An 18,898-nucleotide genomic window follows, 5' to 3' on the forward strand; every position below is an offset into this window, starting at 1 on the left:
AATTTCACATATTATCCGTTGATTGTACTTAAATTCACATGAACAGTTGTCATAAAAATGAGTGAGTACTCACTCGAAATGCATGAATGCGACAAATCGCTCTAAACACCTCTCATTCTACACGATTTTTTTTATTTGTAAAGAATTTCGCGGTGCTTTTTTATGCCAAAAAAAACAAGCATTCACTAAAATAGCTTTGTTTAGCGAATGCTTGCTTGATTGTTAATTATGTCGAATTTTTGTCTTTCGATTGGAGGCTTTTAAAATTTGATAGGCGATACCTAAGATTAAGAACCAAACAGGTGTAACAAAGAGAGCGATTCTTGTATCAGCTGCAAAACCAAGGATAACTAATAACCCTCCGAAGAAAATTAAGCTAACCCAGTTCATTAAAGGAGATAATGGCATTTTAAATTTACTTTTTTCTGCGATTTCAGGATGCTTATGACGAAAACGTAAATGTGCCACTAGAATAACGCCCCAAACCCAGATAAAGCAAATCGTCGCGATACTCGTTACTAATATAAATACTTGTTCTGGTAGGACATAATTTAAAAACACACCGATAAGTAAACATGCTGTAGATGTAATTAACGCTGTTGCTGGAACCCCATTAGAGCTCAAATGATGCATTTTTTTTGGTGCTTTTCCTTCTGCTGAAAGAGTATAAAGCATCCGGCTAGTACTGAAAATTCCACTATTACATGAAGACATAGCAGCAGTTAACACGACAAAGTTAATAATTCCGGCAGCTGCTGGAATCCCAATCATTGTAAAGACACTTACGAATGGGCTTGTGTTCGGATCAATATTGCTCCATGGATAAATCGACATTAATACGAGGAGCGCACCAATATAAAAGATTAAAATCCGAATGGGAATATTATTAATTGCTTTTGGAAGTGTCCGCTCTGGGTCATCCGCTTCTCCTGCAGTAACTCCAACAAGCTCAATTCCTACAAAAGAAAATGTCGCCATTTGAAATGCTAATAAGAACCCGGCAATTCCATTTGGGAAAAAGCCACCATAATCTACTAAATTAGAAAATGATGCGGTACTTGTGCCATGTTTGTATCCAATAAATACAAGTACAAATCCAATAACAATCAAGGCAATAATGACAACCACTTTAATAATTGCAAACCAAAATTCAATTTCACCAAAAGCTTTAACAGTTGCTAGGTTAAATAATAGAAGTATTAAAACACAGGCAAGTGCTGGAATCCATTGTGGTAAGTCGGGCACCCAAAATTTCACGTACATTCCGACCGCTGTAATTTCTGCAATACCAGTTACAATCCAGCAGAACCAATATGTCCAGCCTGTAATAAAGCCCGCCCATGGTCCAATAAATTGCTCTGCAAATTCTGTAAAAGATCCTGTTGTTGGGTTATGTATCAACAATTCACCTAAAGCTCTCATAACAAAGAATAAAATAGCCCCAATAATTAAGTAAACTAACATGATAGATGGACCTGCCAAATGAATTGACTTCCCTGCCCCTAGAAAAAGCCCTGTACCAATTGCTCCGCCAATCGCGATTAACTGAATGTGTCTATTTTTCAGCCCTCTTTGCAATTCTTCTTTTTGCTCTTCCATCTCTATTCATCCCTTTCGAGTAACTAAACAGAATAAAGTGCCGAATTGATTCAGCACTTTATTCATCAATCTACTTCTCTACTTTACCAATTTATAAAGGGATTAGCAATCTTTTTATATGATTTTATTGGTCTAGACAGTTGATAATACTATCTTAATATTTAATAGTAAAAATTATTTTTCACAAACTTTTTCTAGAACTCAGCAGCACTTTCATACGCTACCGCTTTAGCAGCTGCCACTATTTCTGCTTCTTTGCTTGGATTGTGGTCAATACCTTCAACAAAAATCGATGGTACCACATCAATGCCGATAAATTGTAAAATTGTGCGCAAATAAGGTTCTCCGTGAGTAAATGAACTTGTTGGTCCAGCAGAATAAATACCACCGCTACCATGAATTAAAATCGCTTTTTTATCTTTTAGAAGTGCTTCGGGACCATGTTCTGTATAGCGGAATGATTTACCAGCAATAACAAAAGTGTCTACATAAGCTTTTAAAAGTGGTGGGATTCCAAGATTCCAAAGTGGGAAAACGAATACATATTTGTCTGCTGCTAAGAATTGTTCTGTAAGCGAATTGTAGGCATTTAATCTTTTTTGTACCTCTGGCGCTAAGTCAGTAAATGATTTACCAGCTTGTAATTCCCGACCAGCTGTCATTAATTCTAAATCTAATAACGGAACTTCTGTATTATATAAAACTAATTCTTCTACTGTATCAGACGGATTTTTTGCTTTGTATTCGTTGATGAAAGTAGCTGCTACTTGGGAACTTCTCGATACTTCATTTGGAAGTGGTGACGCTTTAATAAATAGTACTTTTGACATTATGAACACCTCATTGATTTTATTTGTTCCTTCTATATAATAGTACTATCCGTGCGGGGAGTCAATTTGATTTTAAGCAAATAATCATTGACATTTTCACTAGGAGTGCTAAGATAAATACAGAATTCTAGAGTGTATTAGCATCATTTAATACACACTCCGTTTTTCAATACACTAATTGGAGGTATTATAATTGAAGCGTATTGACCGCATTTATGAATTTATTTTAGAAACCCCTTCAACTAAGTCGATTCGTGAGCAACTAGAAAATAATGAAGGTTTTACTGCAACTACTATTTCAGAAACATTAGATATTTTAAGAAATAACGTCAGCATGGAATTAAATGAACTCCATAGACAAGGAAAAATTATTAAAATCGTTGGGCGACCAGTGCTTTATTTTCCGAAAAGATCTGTGGAAGAAGAAATTGGCCGTGTGCTTTCAGATAATGAACTAGAATTTGAAAGTTGCGAAGCGCTTTTGAAAATTTTGAAGCCAAGTATCGTTGAAAGAAGCCCTTTCGATGATTTAATTGGCGTAAATGATAGTCTTAAAACCCCTGTCGAACAAGCCAAAGCAGCAGTACTTTATCCACCAAACGGCTTACATACAATGATTCTTGGACAAACTGGTGTGGGTAAAACATTGTTTGCTAACTTAATGTATCGTTTCTCGCAACATGCCAAACGATTGCCGGCTGATGCCCCATTTATTATTTTCAACTGTGCCGATTATTATAATAACCCGCAACTCTTGATGTCTCACATTTTTGGTCATGTGAAAGGTGCCTTTACCGGAGCTGAAAATGATAAAGGCGGACTCGTTGAAAAAGCAGAAGGTGGTATTTTATTCCTTGATGAAATTCATCGTCTCCCTCCTGAAGGCCAAGAAATGATTTTTTATCTAATGGACTCTGGCACTTACAACAAACTCGGTGAAACTGACCGAACACGAAAATCCAATGTTTTAATTATTGGAGCAACGACAGAAAATCCGGAATCTTCCTTATTAAAAACATTTATGCGCCGTATTCCGATTATTATTACTTTGCCAAGCTTAGAAGAAAGAACTGCTTTTGAACGGGTGGAACTACTTAAATACTTACTTTCTAGCGAAGCACACCGTGTAAATAAACCGATTCGGATTGAAGATGAGGCTGCCAAGGCGCTGATTGGTAATACTACTTATGGTAATATTGGCCAGTTGAAATCTAACATTCAACTCGTTTGTGCGCAAGGTTTTTTAAACAGTTTTGATAAAGACGATGAAATTTTAATCGATTTTAAAACTTTACCGATAAATATTAAAGATGGCTTTTTCCACTTTAGTAATCGACGCAAAGAACTTCAAGCCATCGCAGAATATCTAGAGCCTTACACGACTATTTTCCCTGAGCTAAACAACACGTTAATCACATCTGACGAATATGAGCCAAACTTCAATCTTTACAAAATTATTGAAGATAAAGCTTCTATTTTAATGGATCAAGGTGTTGAAGATGACGATATTAAGAAATTTATCAAGATGGATATTGATATCCACCTTAACAGTTTCTATAACAAATTCAAAAACACCATCCATAATCGCGAAAATATTTTAAAAATCGTGAATGAAGAAATCCTTAATTTTGCAGAAGGTATTGAACAAAGAATCGAGCATCAGCTAGGCAAAAAGTTAAATGAGCGTTTCTTACTCGCTTTTAGTCTGCACTTAACTTCCTTTATTAAACGTATTGAAAGTAACAAACCGTTAAAATACACGAATATCGAAAATGTGGTTAATGATCAACCTGAAGCGTACGAATTATCTCGTGAAATTAAAGATGATATTGAGGCTACCTTCCACATTCGCGTTCCAAATATGGAAGTAATGTATCTAACCCTTCTCATTAGCTCGCTACTCAAAGAACAAGAAAATGCGCGAGTTGCTGTACTTGTTGCTACTCATGGAAATAATACCGCTAGCAGTATGGTTAGCGTTGCAAAAAAATTACTCGGCGAAGGATTAGTCGAAGGAATTGATATGCCCCTTGATCAAAGTCCGAAAATCGTTCTAGATAAGCTGACTGAACGAGCGAAGGAAATGGATATGGGACGCGGTCTACTTCTACTTGTTGATATGGGATCGCTCACAAGTTTTGCTCCAGTTATTTCAGAACGGACTGGTATTCCGGTTCGCTCAATTGATATGGTTTCAACTGCGACAGTTATCGAAGCTGTTCGTAAATCAAACATTCTTGATATGGAACTAGATAGCATTTACGATTCCCTGAAAGATTTCCGCGGCTACGGAGGCTATAATTCTGATGATGATACACTCGATTCTAATCAAAAGCCACACGCTATCGTTACTATTTGTGCGACTGGCGAAGGAACAGCTGAAAAACTTCAACTATTTATCGAAAATATTTTAGATACCATCACAACCGACGCCATTAAAGTCATCCCAATCGGCTTACATGAAATGGACACAAGATTAGAACAGCTACAAGAAGAAAACGATATTCTAATGGCTGTCGGAATTCAAGATCCCAAAATTCAAATCCCCTTCATACCACTTGAACGACTTTTTGGCATTGATGGTGAAGAACAACTAGTTAGCCTTGTGAAGCAACGCAATATTATAGTTAAAAAGGGCGAAACGGGTCGAATCGCAAAAGAAATTATTGAAGAAAGCCTTAATGAATTTCTAACCTATCTTAATCCAAAGAAAACCATCGAAATTCTGAGCTCTTTTGCAAGTGTTTTAGAAAAAAAACTAGGCTACAAACTAGATAATACTTTTAAAATCAATTTACTCATCCATGTTGGTTGTGCCTTAGAACGAATGGTTCTAAATGATGGTTTAACCTACCGTGAACCAAAAAATATGCTAGAAACAGATATTTTCACTGCCTTAGAACAAACAAATAAAGAAGTCATCTATAAAATGAACTTAAAACTTACAAATGATGAACTATGCTATTTATATGATATTTTGAACGAAATTCAACCAGAAGTACTTTCATAAACATCAGAAAGCCAACAAAATTCTTACGTTGGCTTTTTTTATTTTCAACTATTGCGTTTTCTGCTACATTTTTTAGGGTAATGTTGTATGTATGTCTAAGATAAGTATTTAGTGTATTAATGTAGTTATTTAGCGTATTAAGCTCCTATTCACCTTTTAGTACACGCTTACAGAAGCCTTGAACCACTTCTATTAATAAAGGGGGGCGTTTGATACAGAAAAGTTGGCACAGTTTTTGCGTTAGTATTAATGGATGCTTTATATCCACGCTTTAAGGAGGAGATACTTATGCCAGTTGCAATTATTATTGGCACACATGGTGAAGCGGCGCGTGAATTGCTCAAATCAACTGAAATGATTATTGGCAAACAGGATAATGTTGAATTTATTACATTTGTACCTGGAGAAAACACGGATACGCTTATTACCAAGTATAAAGAAAAACTAGATAAATTAGATACTTCAGAAGGTGTTATTTTTATGGTCGACTTATTTGGTGGTAGTCCTTATAATGCATCTAGCCAAATTGCCCTTCCAGAAGAAAATATGGATGTTGTAACGGGCGTTAATATTCCAATGTTACTTGAAACACTTTCCATGCGTGCAGCAAGTAATCAAAAAGATCTAGTAGAGACAGCTTTAACAGCAGGAAGTGATGGCGTTAAGTCACTGAAAGAATCATTACCAAAAAAAGAAACAGAAGTCGGGGAGGACGATTTATAATGGAAATTCGCTTAGCACGTATTGATGATCGCTTAATTCACGGTCAAGTGGCAACAGTTTGGACAAAAGAAACACAGGTAGAACGTATTATTGTTATTAGTGATGATGTAGCAAAAGATGAAGTACGTAAAACCCTTCTTACACAAGTAGCACCTCCAGGAGTTAAAGCAAGTGTTGTCGATGTACAAAAAGGAATTCGTGTATATAACAATCCTAAATACGCTACAACACCAGTAATGCTTTTATTCACTAACCCAACAGATGTATTAACTTTAGTAGAAGCTGGAGTTAATATCACTACAGTAAATATTGGTGGTATGGCATTCCGCGAAGGTAAACATATGATTACTAATGCAGTATCTGTTGACGAAGCTGACGAAGCAGCATTCCGCAAACTAGATGAAAAAGGAATCGAACTTGAAATCCGTAAAGTCGCTTCTGATAATAAAGTAAAACTTATCCCGCTACTCGATAAAGAAAAATAAGCTTTCATTTTTAACATAGAAAGATATATAAATGTTTAAAGGAAGACCTTTAAAGGGGTGATTCATGAATAATAGCTCATGTAACAGACGCTTTCATTATTCAGTCATCATATTGAAATTATCTTTTTTATCATTTTAAAGAAAAATTGGGAGGGAAATATATGTCAGCAATACAATTAATCCTTGTATTCCTCGTATCATGTATTAGTGGTATGGGTAGTATTTTGGATGAGTGGCAAACGCACCGTCCATTAATTGCCTGTACGTTAATCGGTCTTGTTTTAGGGGATATTACAACCGGTATCATTATTGGGGGAACACTTGAAATGATCGCGCTTGGCTGGATGAACATCGGAGCTGCTGTTGCACCTGATGCTGCACTTGCATCTATTATTTCTACTATCTTAGTTATTACAGGGGGACAAGATATCAGTGTAGGTATTTCGCTAGCGATTCCTTTAGCTGCTCTTGGTCAAGTACTTACAATTCTAGTTCGTACAATTACAGTTGCTTTCCAACACATGGCTGATAAAGCTGGTAAGGAAGGTAATCTGCGAAGTCTCGACTGGATACATGTTACTGCACTACTACTTCAAGCAATGCGTATCGCAATTCCAGCCGTTATCGTTGCGGTAACAGTTGGTACTAGCGCCGTAGAAAATTTACTCAATGCCATTCCTGATGTTATTGTTAATGGTCTTAACGTAGCTGGTGGATTTATCGTTGTTGTTGGTTACGCAATGGTTATTAACATGATGTCAGCTAAATATTTAATGCCTTTCTTCTTCTTAGGCTTTGTTGTAGCAGCATTTACTGCCTTCAACTTAGTAGCACTAGGTGTTCTAGGGCTAGTTGCAGCAATCGTATATATCCAACTAAATCCTAAATATCAATTGAAAGAAGCTATCCAACAATACGGCGGGGGCGGCGGCGGACGATCAGCAGATGATCTCGACGACGATCTTGACGACTAAGGAAGGGGGAGAAAAAATATGAGTGAACAAATTACAGTTAATGAAAAGAAAATAACGAAAAGTGATTTAATGGGCGTTTTCATTCGTTCCAACCTCTTCCAAGGGTCGTGGAACTTTGAACGTATGCAATCTTTAGGTTTCTGTTTCTCAGTAATTCCAGTAATCAAACGTCTTTATCCAGAAAAAGGACCAGATAGAGAACAAGCTATCAAACGTCACCTTGAGTTCTTTAATACCCATCCATATATGGCCGCACCTATCTTAGGTGTAACGACCGCAATGGAAGAACAAAAAGCCAATGGCGCTGATATTGATGATGGTGCTATCAATGGTATAAAAGTTGGTCTAATGGGACCACTTGCCGGTGTTGGGGATCCTATTTTTTGGGGAACTGTTCGTCCGGTACTTGCCGCTTTAGGTGCAGGTTTTGCCACTGATGGTAGTATCATCGGGCCAATTTTATTCTTCGTATTATTTAATGCAATTCGCCTAGGTTTCCGTTATTGGGGCGTATTCTACGGATATACAAAAGGTACAGATGTTGTATCTGATATGTCTGGCGGTCTGCTCCAAAAACTAACTGAAGGAGCTTCCATTCTCGGACTATTCGTTATGGGTGCCCTCGTTAATAAGTGGACAACAATTTATGTTCCACTTGTAGCTTATACAACTGAAGACTCTAAAACTGGTAAAGACGTTCCAACTACTGTCCAAAGTATCTTGGACCAACTAATGCCAGGTCTTCTTGCCCTTCTTCTAACATTCGCTTGTATGTGGATTCTGAAGAAAAAAGTCAATGCTTTATGGCTAATTTTGGGACTATTCGTTGTTGGTATTCTTGGTTACTGGTCAGGTATCTTAGGACTTCCACCAGCTGGGTATTCACCGCTTGGGTAATGGGTGGTTATAATAATTTGGAAAGAACCGGGATTAATCCCGGTTCTTTTTTGTGTCTTATCTACATTTTTTCTCATTTCTTTATCCAGTCCAGCAAATACTTACTTCGCTTTGCCATTTCCATCAACGCTTTTTTATTACTTATTCGTTTCTTCTACGCCTCCTATACTGGCTATTATCCAAGAGTTTTTAATATTTCTTTTCCTTGTTCCCTACATTCAGCCCACTCAATACTTGTTTCTAATGCTTCATTACTCCACAAATCTTTGTTGTTTGACAAACCTTCTAATTTTTTATCTACAACAAGAAACATATTCAGCTGTTCTTTTGTTAACCAATCGTGCTCAAATAATATTTTTGCATATTGTAATGCAATATCGGAAAAGTCTGATGCCAATTCATCAGTAACTGCAAAACCTTTTAATTTTTCCATTTGTTGTTTGGCAGACATAGAAAATTCTTCTAAATTTTCAATAATTCTTTTATGCAATAGCATGAGTTCTTCTACATCTTTTTCTGTCATTCTAGCAATCCTCCTTCTATATTAATTCGTATCGTTCCATTTTTAGGAGATGATACTTTATAGTATGCTCCCTGCCCATGATGACCGCCACCAGGACGATACTGGATGTATAGAGAACTTCCAGAAGGTGCATTCTCACTGTAGCCTCCACCCTCCGAAAAAAGCAGCCCGCTTTTACTTCCCTTCTTTAATGGTTGAACTATCCAGCCTTCTCTTATAGCAATTTCAACAATATCTTCAGGATTTGTACCACTTAATAAACTTGGCATATCTATGGCTGCATTAGAGGAAATCAATCTTGAAGCCAGTTCTCCCTTTTCCTCGCTTAATTATGTTACAATATGACTAAACTATACCAATGATAGATTGTGAGTGATAACTAAATGGTTTGGGATGCTACTAATATCTTTTTATTCATTGCCAACATATTGACGTTACTGTATATCTTGTATAATGATGCAGTAATTCCTCTTTCAAAAGGCAAAACAGTCTTAAGTGTCAAATTGCGTTCTCGCGGACGTTGGGATGGCTATATTTTCGTTGGAATCATTGTTCTTTTATTTGTTTCCAATACATTCTTTCGTGAAGGTCCGTTCTCTACTTCGGTATTACTTGCAGTTATGGGTGTATTATTCATCTATATTTGTTTCTTCCGTAGTTCAAAAGCCGTTTTTAAAGAAACAGGACTTTATTATGCCCTTCTATTCTTCCCATACGCTAAAATCGAACGGATGAATTTATCGGAAGACGGTGTGTTAGTCATTGAAACTAATCGCCAACGTTTGATGCTCTTTGCAAGTTCTGAAAAAGATTTAGAAAAAATGCTCGCTGTATTTACTACATATAGCTAAAAAACGCCGCGCTCACCTTCCCTTTTTAAGAGAATGGAGCATGGCGTTTTTTTATATACCAACATTACTTAATTCTATTTCTGGAATAACAAATTCAACAAATCTTCCATGGAGCATTTCGATTTCTTCGCTGAATTTTGTATCAAAACAAATAATACTTTCTTCTAGACGGAGTACCGCAAAGCCATCTTCCTCGTAGTCCTCTAACTTCCCAACTACATGAACTAAGCCATCTTCATCTATTTCTAATACACAATGTTTTTCTTCACTTTCATGCAAAAGTTCCGCGGTAATCATATCAGGTATCGTAATTTCTACCGTGTAAACCCTACTTGGTTCTGGGTCTTCATCGGCCCATATACCAACGCATTCACCATATTCACTACTAAAAGCGATTCTGCCGTCAGTCAATTTTTTTTGAACCTTTATCTCCACTAACCATTTCCTCCTGCGCTTCAAATTCTTGCTTTATTATAGCACAAAACTCGAAAGTGACGGTAATTTTTAGCAAAGTAATTTCACTTTTTATTTGTCATTTGTCTTATTTAAAAGTATGATAAGTATATACTTTTTATAAAAGGAGACTGGGTTATGACGATACTAGCATTTGATATGGGTGGTACCGCAGTGAAGTATGGCGTTTTAACAACAGAAGGTGCAATACTAGAAAAAGGTAAATTTACAACTCCGGATAATTTGGATGAAATGATACAATTATTGGTGGATGTGAAATCTAATTATGACTATTCTTTCCAAGGTGCCGCTTTTAGTTGTCCTGGTGCAGTAAATAATGAAACCGGCATCATTGGCGGAGCGAGCGCAATTCCTTACATACATAACTTTCCTTTCAAACAATTACTAGAAGAAAAACTCGGGCTTCCAGTTACAATGGAAAATGACGCCAACTGTGCGGCTTTAGCAGAAGTTTGGATTGGAGCAGCTAAAGAAAAACAAGATATTATTTTTATGATACTTGGAAGTGGTGTAGGTGGCGCGGTTATTCGTGGTGGTAAAGTACATCATGGCGCGAATTTACATGGCGGCGAATTTGGTTACATGTTGATGGACCGTGACGGACACACACTTAGCGAGCTTGGTACTGTCGTAAATGCTGCTAATCGGATTTCAGAACGTCTTGAACTCCCTGCTGATGAAGTGGATGGCCATCTTGTCTTTAAGCTTCGATCAGAAGGAAATGAGGTCGCCAAAGAAGAACTTGAGACAATGTTTTATTATTTAGCTCGTAGTATTTTTAATTTGCAGTATGCGCTTGATCCTGAGATGGTTGTGATTGGTGGCGGTGTGAGTGAACGTCCTGATTTTATAACTGAATTAAATAACTATGTGGATCAAGTAAAGGCGAGTGTTCCAATTGCTACAATCCGCCCAAATGTAGTTAGTTGTCAGTTTGGAAATGATGCCAACTTAATCGGGGCAACTGCCTTTCATTTAACATAAAAAAGGAAGCTGGACACTTTGTTGCGCCAGCTTCTTTTTATGCTAATTTTTCTGGTTCGCCGCGGCTTTCTAATACTTTCGCGACTGCTTCAAGCCATTTCTTTTGTTTATTTACAACAAATTGATACTTCACACCTGAAATCATATCTACTTCTAAAATGTTGGATAATAGTTCTTTTCCAAGAATTTTTGTTCGGACTCCGCGAATTTTAGAGACCCGATTCAATGGAATATTAATTTCTTCGTCAAAGTAATCATTCGGCTTGTGTACGATATAAGTTTTGGTTAAATAAAGCTTCCCTGGGACCGCTTTAAAACCATTTTTCGCATTGGCAAGACCTTTATGAATGACTTCTAATTCTTCTTCCATAAAGCTTCTCATCTCCTTATTCTTTTACTTTTTCAGTATGAATGGACCGAAACGTTTCTTGCCACTTTGTTTAGGTGCGAGGATGTTTAAATGGCTCCCTAAGACTTCGATTTCAGCAGGGACACCTGGACCCGGATCGCCGTCTACATTGATACTTAAGTCATCTCCGCTTGCATCGATCTTTAATTTCTTTGTTTTAATATAAACGACACCATCACTATTTTTTAAATTCCCCCGTATTAATTGCGGAATCATATTAGCTGCATCAAGTAGTCCTAATTTAGTTAAAACGATGACATGAAGATGACCATCATCAATTTTGGCATCGGGAGCCCATGATTCCATCCCGCCGACAGATTTTGTTAAACCAGCTACAACAAGTGCCGCTTCACCTTCCCATACTTCGTCATCATATTCTAGTTTAAAATGGAGTAGTTCATTCCTGTTAAATGCTTTTAGTCCTTCTAAAAAGTATGCTACCGAACCAAATTTTGTTTTTTGTTCTACGCTCACTTGGTCAACAGCTTGCGCAATCATTCCAATGGCTAATACGTTCATAAAATATTGATCACCAATTCGTCCAATGTCCATTGGAACTGCTTTTGCTTTTTCCAGTGCTTGAATCGCTTTTTCTGGTTTTAACGGTATGCCCACTGAACGTGCCAAATCATTGACAGTCCCAAGTGGAATAAAGCCAAAGTCAGGTCGTTTTTCATGGATTGCTAAACCATTTATAGTTTCATTTAACGTTCCATCGCCGCCCATTGCGATAACTGCATCGAACCCTTGTTCAGATGCCCAAGAAGCAAACTCAGTCGCATCACCTGCTTTTTCCGTTAAACGTACTTCTACTTCCTCATATCGCTTTTTTAATACTTCTTCTGTTTTTCCTTGATACGTTTTTCCTTTTTCTTTACCTGATGATGGATTCACAATCAATAGTGCCTTACCCATCGCACTCACCCTCTCTTACAAAAAATTTCTATTTATATTTTCACACATAATATAGGCATCTTCACTACTATAGTTTACCTTGAAATAGGGATTTGTACCAGTCACAGCCTTGAAAAATGCCGAAAAAAGTCGTAAAGTGAAGATGAACACAAAATAGAGTTGTGGAGGAATTTATAAATGAAATCATTTCAAGCACTTTTCATTGAAAAAGAAGCAGATAATACTTCCCTTCATTTTAAAGAAACTACTTTAGATACCTTGCCAGAAAATGAAGTAACGATTGAAGTACATTATTCTGGTATTAATTACAAAGATGGACTGGCTGTACTTCCTGATGGAAAAATTGTGAATGAATATCCTTTTATTCCAGGAATTGATGCAAGTGGTGTCGTTGTTGAATCAAAATCAGACCATTTTAGGGCCGGGGATGAAGTTATCGTAACAAGCTATGATTTTGGTGTTAGCTATTTTGGCGGTTATAGCGAAATTATCCGAGTTCCCGCGGAATGGGTGGTCGCTTTACCAAAAGGCTTAACACTCAAAGAAGCTATGATACTTGGAACAGCAGGCTTCACAGCAGCTCTCTCTGTCGACGCGCTGGAATTTAGTGGCGTCACACCAGATACCGGAAAAATTGCTGTGAGTGGAGCTACTGGCGGAGTTGGTAGTCTTAGCACAGCCATCTTAGCTAAAAGAGGATATTCAGTCGTAGCTTCTTCAGGAAAAAAAGATGCAGAAACATTCTTACATAAACTAGGCGCCAGAGAAGTCGTTTCCCGAGAAGCATTCCAACCAGAAAAAATCCGTGCTCTAGATACACAACTATACGCAGGAGCGATTGATTGTGTTGGTGGAAAACCACTTTCGTACTTACTAACTGCTGTAAAGTACGGCGGGGCAGTAACAACATGTGGTATGTCAGCAGGAGGAAAATTAGATACAACTGTTTTCCCCTTCATCTTACGTGGAATTCGACTTTTTGGTATTGATTCTGTTCTCTGCCCAATGCCAAAACGAGAACGCATTTGGAATCGGCTTGCAACAGATTTTAAATTAACTAATTTAAATGAATTAGTCACCGAAATTGCTTTTTCAGATTTACCAGATGCTCTTCATCAAATCATGCATGGTGGAATAACCGGAAGATATTTAGTAAAAATAAAATAAAAGCATTGTCCCTTTTTAGTGGGACAATGCTTTTTACCGATAAGCGACTAATACATGAGCATCAATGACCTGATCAATGATAGCCATACATTCATCATAATTTTGTTCTTCCAGTGCATCAATAAAATGCTGAATATTAGCGATTGTTTTAACACAAGCGTTTTGAGCGATTTTAATTACTTCCTCATCACCAAACTCTTGAATATTATTAAAAAAGTCATTACTGATTTTTAAGTAGTAATTATTTTTCATATAGGTTAATAAATCATTAACAAACCATTTCTCATATTCAAAATACACTGTTGGATCACTTGGTTCTACTTCACGTTCAATTTCTACTAACTTAGCGACCACACGTATCTTATTGAAACTAATTTTTTTTGTACGAATTTTTTGAATGGCTTGTTTTAAAAATAAACCAATAATCTCTGTCATTTCAAAATAGCGTTCTTTATTAATAATGCTATCCCTAACAAAAGCACCGCGAAAATCATTGTATTCCACATATCCATCTGCTGCAAGCATCCCGATAGCTTTACGAATGGGTGTCCGGCTAATTCCCAACTGCTCAGATAATGTGTTTTCTATTAAGCGATCGCCTGGCTTTAGCTCCCCGTTTCTAATCTTTTGTTTAATTTCCCGATAACAAACACTTTCTCTCGTCTCTTTGCGTTTGATTGTCATGACTTTGCCTCCTAAGTGTGCCTAAAAAAATTATGTTATAAAAAGGACCGTGATGTAATAATCTCTTTCAAAAAATCGTTTTCATTCACTTTTTTCTCCATCGCTAAAAAAGGATGGTAGCTTGTATTTTCTGTGACAAGCATAGCTGTTTGAATAGCAATTATTTCTTTTGTTAGTTCGTGCTCTTTTTTTGCATTTATTTCTGATTTAGAACGAATAACTGACATGATCGTAATCCCGAAAAAATACAATACTATTGCCATGACGATAATTATCACTGCCGCAATGAGTCGTTCAGCTACGTCATTCATTAAAAATAGAAAAGACCCGCCTAATATAGCTAGAAATGCAGCGATAAAAACACCTATCATCGTACTAAGTGGTTTATAGTTCTTTTTCTCTTCCGCCATTTCAGAGTGAATAAACCGAAGTAGTTTTTCTAAGTCATCTCTTGAACTGAAACCACTTTTTTCTAAATAAGCAAATAATAAATAGCGACGCATAACTGCTAACTCTTTAAAATTACGCAACTGATAGCGGGTTTTAATAAATTTTTTCGCCCGATTATAAATCAACAGATAATAAAAAAGTGGAATACAGAGTAAACTAATTAAAATTATTGGAATAAAAAAACGATTATCCAATAAATTCATGACTATAATGTTACCAATAATTAAAAGTAGCACTAATAAAAATAACGCTCTCCAAAAACCTTTCAAAAAGCTATGTATTAAATTCCAGCTACTAAGTTTTTTAAAATAAAAATCATTTAATTTTTTTATAGCCATTTCTACACCTTTTCCTTTTTTCCTAAATTTAAGTTTAACATGAGTTATCCATTTATTAAAGTTTGTAAAGAGAATTTCACTTTTTTATTGTAATTAGTTTACATTGCAGCTAAAATTAAATATAATTAATACTATAAAATATATTTAATGGGTGAGTAAATGAAAACACTACTATATCAAAAAGTTTATAATCAGCTTAAATTATCCATTCAAGAAGGCAAGATTCCTGTTGGCAACAAAATGCCGACTGAAAATGAATTAATGGCTCAATTTGATGTGAGCAGTATAACGTTAAAAAAAGCGCTGGAATTATTAAAAAAAGACGGGTATATTTCAAGACGCCCTCGTGTTGGTACTTTTGTTATAAATGCCTCCCCTAATAATGAACAAACAGAAACCAGGAAGTTCGATAAGCCGCTTTTTGGTTGTATTATGACAAACTTCGACGATACTTTTGGAACCATTTTATTATCTGGTATGTTAGAATATAGTGATTCTAAAGCTCATATTATCGTAAAAAAATCACTCGGAGATACTGAGCGAGAAGAAGAAATCCTGCAAGAGTTTATAGAAATGAATGTTGCAGGGATACTAATTTTACCTGCTAGCTCTAAGTTTGTTTCACCAACTTTACTGGAGCTTGCTTCTCAAAAGTTCCCTTTAGTTGTGATAGATCGTACGTTAGAAGGTTTACCGATATCTTCTATTAGCTCCGACAATACAGAAGCTGGTCGAATTATTACGGAGAAATTATTTGAACTGGGCCATAAGCACATTGGAATGATAACATCTACTAGTCCCGTGTCTACGCTTGATAGTCGAGTGAATGGATTTATTCGTGGACATGCATCTTTTCACACAGCTTTTCATTCTGATTATGTTTTTCGTGAAATTGAATCAGTGATGCCAAATTCAACTGTTTCCATCCAAACAGATATTGATAAAATTGCTCATTTTTTAAAAACACATCCGGAAATTACTGCCCTAGTAGCAACTGAATATAATATCGCACTTTTGATAAAACAAGCTTGTAGTAAGTTAGGCAAATCCATTCCTGCTGATTTATCAGTTGTTTGTTTTGATCATCCAGATAATTTTTTTGATACCTCAGCCTTTCAGTTTACCCATATTAAACAAGCCCAATACGAAATAGGCGTTAAAGCAGTTGATATGCTTTTAAATCAAGTACTAAAACCAGATACGATAAATAAAGAAACTTTACCTCCACTGCTTGTAGAAGGAGATTCAGTCGAGCCGCTAAAAAGCACCTCCAAGTAGGAGGTGCTTTTTTTACTGTTCTAATTTTGCAGCCATTTCAAGTGCGATCATTCCACTTAATTCTGCTGAATAAGGAATTTTTCCAGAAGGTTTTTCTTTCCAGTTCATTCCCATTAACAAATATCCATCTACTTTTGCATTTTCAACGAGTATTTGACAACTATTTAGTACAAAATCCCGGTAAGTTTTATCTGCTGTTTCTTCTATTAAATCGGTAAAATATCTGTAAAAGATTCCTTTGAAAAGCCCTTCGTCTCCGCCATTTCCTTCATCTTTAAATATACCATCTTCTGTTAATTCTTTTAATGATATACTCGCCGTTTTATTCGCTGTGTCTAAATATTTTGCTTCTTTAGTAATACGATATAATTCTAAATTAGCTCCGATATAAACACCTTGATTATAAGTAAATTTCCATTCATAATCAATAGCTCCGTCTTCTAAACGATTAATTCCATCTTCCACAAAGCCATCTTCGCGTACAAGGACTTTAGTTTGCCATTCGTAGGTCTTCATTGCCCACTCTAAATATTTCGTTTCATTAAGTTCATTATATAACCAACAAGAAAGAATAATGAACGGTGCATTCACGGGCGTATTTTTATAATACATTTGTGGTCGACGCCATGCAAAGCCACCTCCCATGATGTCAATCCAACCAGTATCCACTAAATCCTGCCAAACCAACTGTGCATCTTCTAAATAAATTGGTTTTCCAGTCGCTTTATATAGACGATAAGCCGCAAGTGAGTTCCAAAGCATATCATCATAAAAATCATGAATAAGCGTTTCACCATTTCTGTTTTTATTATGCTGATATGTTTTTTCGGCTATCGCCAAATCCGCTTGTTTTTTTGTGCGTAAGTAAGCATCTAATCGTACTTCAACCAAGTGAGCTAGCCACCAATAATTAAAAACTTTATTATCTTCTTCGGGGTTTTCTGTCGGATAAAAGTTATTTAAAAATTGTTCTTTTGTATCGGCAAGATAAAATTTTTCTAAACTTTGTTGAGCTAAATTTGCATATTCGGACCATTTCATCGTTTATTTATCTCTCTCTTCTTTTAAAATTTGGTTTCCTTCTTTTTCAGCTTGTGATAAAGCTTTTTCAGCTGAAATATTACCATTCATGAATTTCTCAAATTGAGGTTTCATTGCTAAACCTTCTACATCTGCATAACCTGCCACAGTTGGACGAATTTTAGCATATTTCATTGTATTTACAAAAACAGAATAATTGGGGTCTTTCGTAAAGTATTCATCTTCAGCAGCAATTTTGTTTGCTGGTAACCAACCACTAATTTTGGCAAATTCTACGCCATTTTCTGGTTTCGTTGTCCACCACTTCATAAAGTCCCATGCGCCATCTTTATGTTCGGCTTGTTTAGGCATTACTAATCCAAACCCGCCCATGATAGCGCCTTTATCACCATTTGGTCCTTTAGGCGGTTCTACTACACCATAATCAAGGTCTTCTACTTTATTATAATCTGCTAAAGCCCACGGACCGTTGTATGTCATTGCTTCTTTTCCAGCTGCAAAAGCATCGGAACCATCATCAAAACCGCGTTGGTACACTTTTAAATCATTTTGCATTTTATCCCAATAATTAAGTACTTCTAAACCTTGTTCTGAATTGAATGCTGTTTTTTTATTATCAGAAGTTATTAGCTCCCCGCCTGCCTGCATTAAATACAAGTTAAACAAACCAACATCTTGAAGTGACATCCCTGCTTGCGTCATTTTACTTCCATTCCATTTCGTTGTTTTTTGCGCAGCAGTTGCTAATTCATCCCACGTAGTTGGTGGTTTTACGCCAGCTTCTTGTAATAATTTTTTATTATAAAATAGAATTCGGTTATCATTTAATAGTGGTAAACCATATAATTTATCACTATAGGTCATTTCTTTCACCGATTCTTCATAAAAATCATCCATCTTTACTTTGTCCTCTTTGACAAGTTTATCCAGAGGTTCAAGCACCCCTTTTGGTGCATAAAGAGCTGTTTGATAGCGATCCCACATTATAATATCAGGGAGTTCGCCACCCGCAATTCCTGTTAATAATTTTTCTTCCACATTTTCTTGCATCACATATTTTACTTTATATTTATCTTGTGACTTATTATAACTATCGATTTGTTTCTCTAACTGTTTAATTTGATCCCCTGACCAAGAGCCCCACATAACAATTTCTTCTTTCCCGCCTTTATCTTTACTACTGTCTGAACCTCCACCACAAGCTGCTAAACTGAGCAACAATACCATACTAAGAATCGCTAACAATACTTTTTTCATCCTATACAC

The 18,898-nt window shown here is 36.3% G+C and carries 20 protein-coding genes; 9 read left to right on the top strand and 11 right to left on the bottom strand.

Annotated features, from left to right (window positions below; genetic code table 11):
• Nucleotides 1–222 precede the first annotated feature (222 nt).
• Nucleotides 223–1,599, bottom strand: a complete 1,377-nt coding sequence (locus HCB45_RS01930; protein WP_185318236.1) for an amino acid permease — start codon at nt 1,597–1,599, stop codon at nt 223–225.
• A gap of 194 nt (nt 1,600–1,793) precedes the next feature.
• On the bottom strand, nt 1,794–2,429 hold the full coding sequence (locus HCB45_RS01935) for an FMN-dependent NADH-azoreductase (RefSeq protein ID WP_185318235.1): 636 nt from the start codon (nt 2,427–2,429) through the stop codon (nt 1,794–1,796).
• A 193-nt stretch (nt 2,430–2,622) separates the two neighbouring features.
• Between HCB45_RS01935 and HCB45_RS01940 the strand changes: the two genes are divergently transcribed.
• The 5 genes from HCB45_RS01940 to HCB45_RS01960 all read left to right on the top strand — a co-directional run bounded on the left by HCB45_RS01940 (nt 2,623) and on the right by HCB45_RS01960 (nt 8,518).
• Nucleotides 2,623–5,439 carry a sigma-54-dependent transcriptional regulator gene (locus HCB45_RS01940; RefSeq protein ID WP_185318234.1) on the top strand — a complete coding sequence of 939 codons (2,817 nt, stop codon included), beginning with the start codon at nt 2,623–2,625 and terminating at the stop codon, nt 5,437–5,439.
• Between the two features lie 288 nt (nt 5,440–5,727).
• On the top strand, nt 5,728–6,162 hold the full coding sequence (locus tag HCB45_RS01945; RefSeq protein ID WP_185618499.1) for a mannose/fructose/sorbose PTS transporter subunit IIA: 435 nt from the start codon (nt 5,728–5,730) through the stop codon (nt 6,160–6,162).
• The gene (locus HCB45_RS01950; protein WP_185318232.1) at nt 6,162–6,647 is read left to right on the top strand and encodes a mannose/fructose/sorbose PTS transporter subunit IIB; all 486 of its coding nucleotides are present in this window, start codon (nt 6,162–6,164) and stop codon (nt 6,645–6,647) included. The genes HCB45_RS01945 and HCB45_RS01950 overlap by 1 nt, the downstream gene beginning before the upstream one ends.
• A gap of 161 nt (nt 6,648–6,808) precedes the next feature.
• On the top strand, nt 6,809–7,621 hold the full coding sequence (locus HCB45_RS01955) for a PTS mannose/fructose/sorbose transporter subunit IIC (RefSeq protein WP_070753454.1): 813 nt from the start codon (nt 6,809–6,811) through the stop codon (nt 7,619–7,621).
• Between the two features lie 18 nt (nt 7,622–7,639).
• Nucleotides 7,640–8,518 (top strand): PTS mannose transporter subunit IID, encoded by an 879-nt coding sequence (locus tag HCB45_RS01960; RefSeq protein ID WP_003761108.1) that lies wholly within the window; start codon nt 7,640–7,642, stop codon nt 8,516–8,518.
• A 175-nt stretch (nt 8,519–8,693) separates the two neighbouring features.
• Here HCB45_RS01960 and HCB45_RS01965 read toward each other — a convergent pair whose 3' ends face one another.
• Both HCB45_RS01965 and HCB45_RS01970 read right to left on the bottom strand, forming a co-directional pair.
• Nucleotides 8,694–9,041, bottom strand: a complete 348-nt coding sequence (locus HCB45_RS01965) for a hypothetical protein (RefSeq protein ID WP_185318231.1) — start codon at nt 9,039–9,041, stop codon at nt 8,694–8,696.
• Nucleotides 9,038–9,310 (bottom strand): hypothetical protein, encoded by a 273-nt coding sequence (locus HCB45_RS01970; protein ID WP_185618501.1) that lies wholly within the window; start codon nt 9,308–9,310, stop codon nt 9,038–9,040. Before HCB45_RS01970 ends, HCB45_RS01965 begins: the two co-directional genes overlap by 4 nt.
• A gap of 114 nt (nt 9,311–9,424) precedes the next feature.
• Between HCB45_RS01970 and HCB45_RS01975 the strand changes: the two genes are divergently transcribed.
• Nucleotides 9,425–9,892, top strand: coding sequence for an Lmo0779 family protein (locus HCB45_RS01975; RefSeq protein WP_185618503.1), 468 nt, complete (start codon nt 9,425–9,427; stop codon nt 9,890–9,892).
• Nucleotides 9,893–9,943: 51 nt separating this feature from the next.
• Here HCB45_RS01975 and HCB45_RS01980 read toward each other — a convergent pair whose 3' ends face one another.
• Complete coding sequence (locus HCB45_RS01980) at nt 9,944–10,327, bottom strand: hypothetical protein (RefSeq protein ID WP_185318229.1); 384 nt, start codon at nt 10,325–10,327, stop codon at nt 9,944–9,946.
• A 156-nt stretch (nt 10,328–10,483) separates the two neighbouring features.
• Between HCB45_RS01980 and HCB45_RS01985 the strand changes: the two genes are divergently transcribed.
• Nucleotides 10,484–11,350 carry an ROK family protein gene (locus HCB45_RS01985; RefSeq protein ID WP_185618504.1) on the top strand — a complete coding sequence of 289 codons (867 nt, stop codon included), beginning with the start codon at nt 10,484–10,486 and terminating at the stop codon, nt 11,348–11,350.
• Between the two features lie 37 nt (nt 11,351–11,387).
• Here HCB45_RS01985 and HCB45_RS01990 read toward each other — a convergent pair whose 3' ends face one another.
• On the bottom strand, nt 11,388–11,720 hold the full coding sequence (locus HCB45_RS01990; protein ID WP_185323125.1) for a hypothetical protein: 333 nt from the start codon (nt 11,718–11,720) through the stop codon (nt 11,388–11,390).
• A 24-nt stretch (nt 11,721–11,744) separates the two neighbouring features.
• Nucleotides 11,745–12,674 carry a diacylglycerol/lipid kinase family protein gene (locus HCB45_RS01995; RefSeq protein WP_185618506.1) on the bottom strand — a complete coding sequence of 310 codons (930 nt, stop codon included), beginning with the start codon at nt 12,672–12,674 and terminating at the stop codon, nt 11,745–11,747.
• Between the two features lie 177 nt (nt 12,675–12,851).
• On the opposite strand from HCB45_RS01995, the gene HCB45_RS02000 reads away from it, so the two are divergent.
• Nucleotides 12,852–13,841, top strand: a complete 990-nt coding sequence (locus HCB45_RS02000; protein ID WP_185618508.1) for an NADPH:quinone oxidoreductase family protein — start codon at nt 12,852–12,854, stop codon at nt 13,839–13,841.
• Nucleotides 13,842–13,874: 33 nt separating this feature from the next.
• Here HCB45_RS02000 and HCB45_RS02005 read toward each other — a convergent pair whose 3' ends face one another.
• Together HCB45_RS02005 and HCB45_RS02010 are read right to left on the bottom strand one after the other, a co-directional pair.
• Entirely contained in the window at nt 13,875–14,525 is a 651-nt protein-coding gene (locus HCB45_RS02005) for a GntR family transcriptional regulator (protein WP_185618510.1), read from the bottom strand.
• A gap of 35 nt (nt 14,526–14,560) precedes the next feature.
• Complete coding sequence (locus HCB45_RS02010; RefSeq protein WP_185318223.1) at nt 14,561–15,313, bottom strand: hypothetical protein; 753 nt, start codon at nt 15,311–15,313, stop codon at nt 14,561–14,563.
• 159 nt (nt 15,314–15,472) lie between these two features.
• Here HCB45_RS02010 and HCB45_RS02015 point away from each other — a divergent pair, with 159 nt between their 5' ends.
• Nucleotides 15,473–16,591: a GntR family transcriptional regulator gene (locus HCB45_RS02015; RefSeq protein ID WP_185318222.1), complete on the top strand. Its 1,119-nt coding sequence runs from the start codon at nt 15,473–15,475 to the stop codon at nt 16,589–16,591.
• A 12-nt stretch (nt 16,592–16,603) separates the two neighbouring features.
• Here HCB45_RS02015 and HCB45_RS02020 read toward each other — a convergent pair whose 3' ends face one another.
• Nucleotides 16,604–17,632 carry a glycoside hydrolase family 76 protein gene (locus tag HCB45_RS02020; RefSeq protein ID WP_185618513.1) on the bottom strand — a complete coding sequence of 343 codons (1,029 nt, stop codon included), beginning with the start codon at nt 17,630–17,632 and terminating at the stop codon, nt 16,604–16,606.
• Nucleotides 17,633–17,635: 3 nt separating this feature from the next.
• Nucleotides 17,636–18,889, bottom strand: coding sequence for an ABC transporter substrate-binding protein (locus HCB45_RS02025; protein WP_185618515.1), 1,254 nt, complete (start codon nt 18,887–18,889; stop codon nt 17,636–17,638).
• Nucleotides 18,890–18,898 lie beyond the last annotated feature (9 nt).

Origin of the sequence: Listeria farberi, from assembly GCF_014229245.1 — a bacterium.
GTDB lineage: Bacteria > Bacillota > Bacilli > Lactobacillales > Listeriaceae > Listeria > Listeria farberi.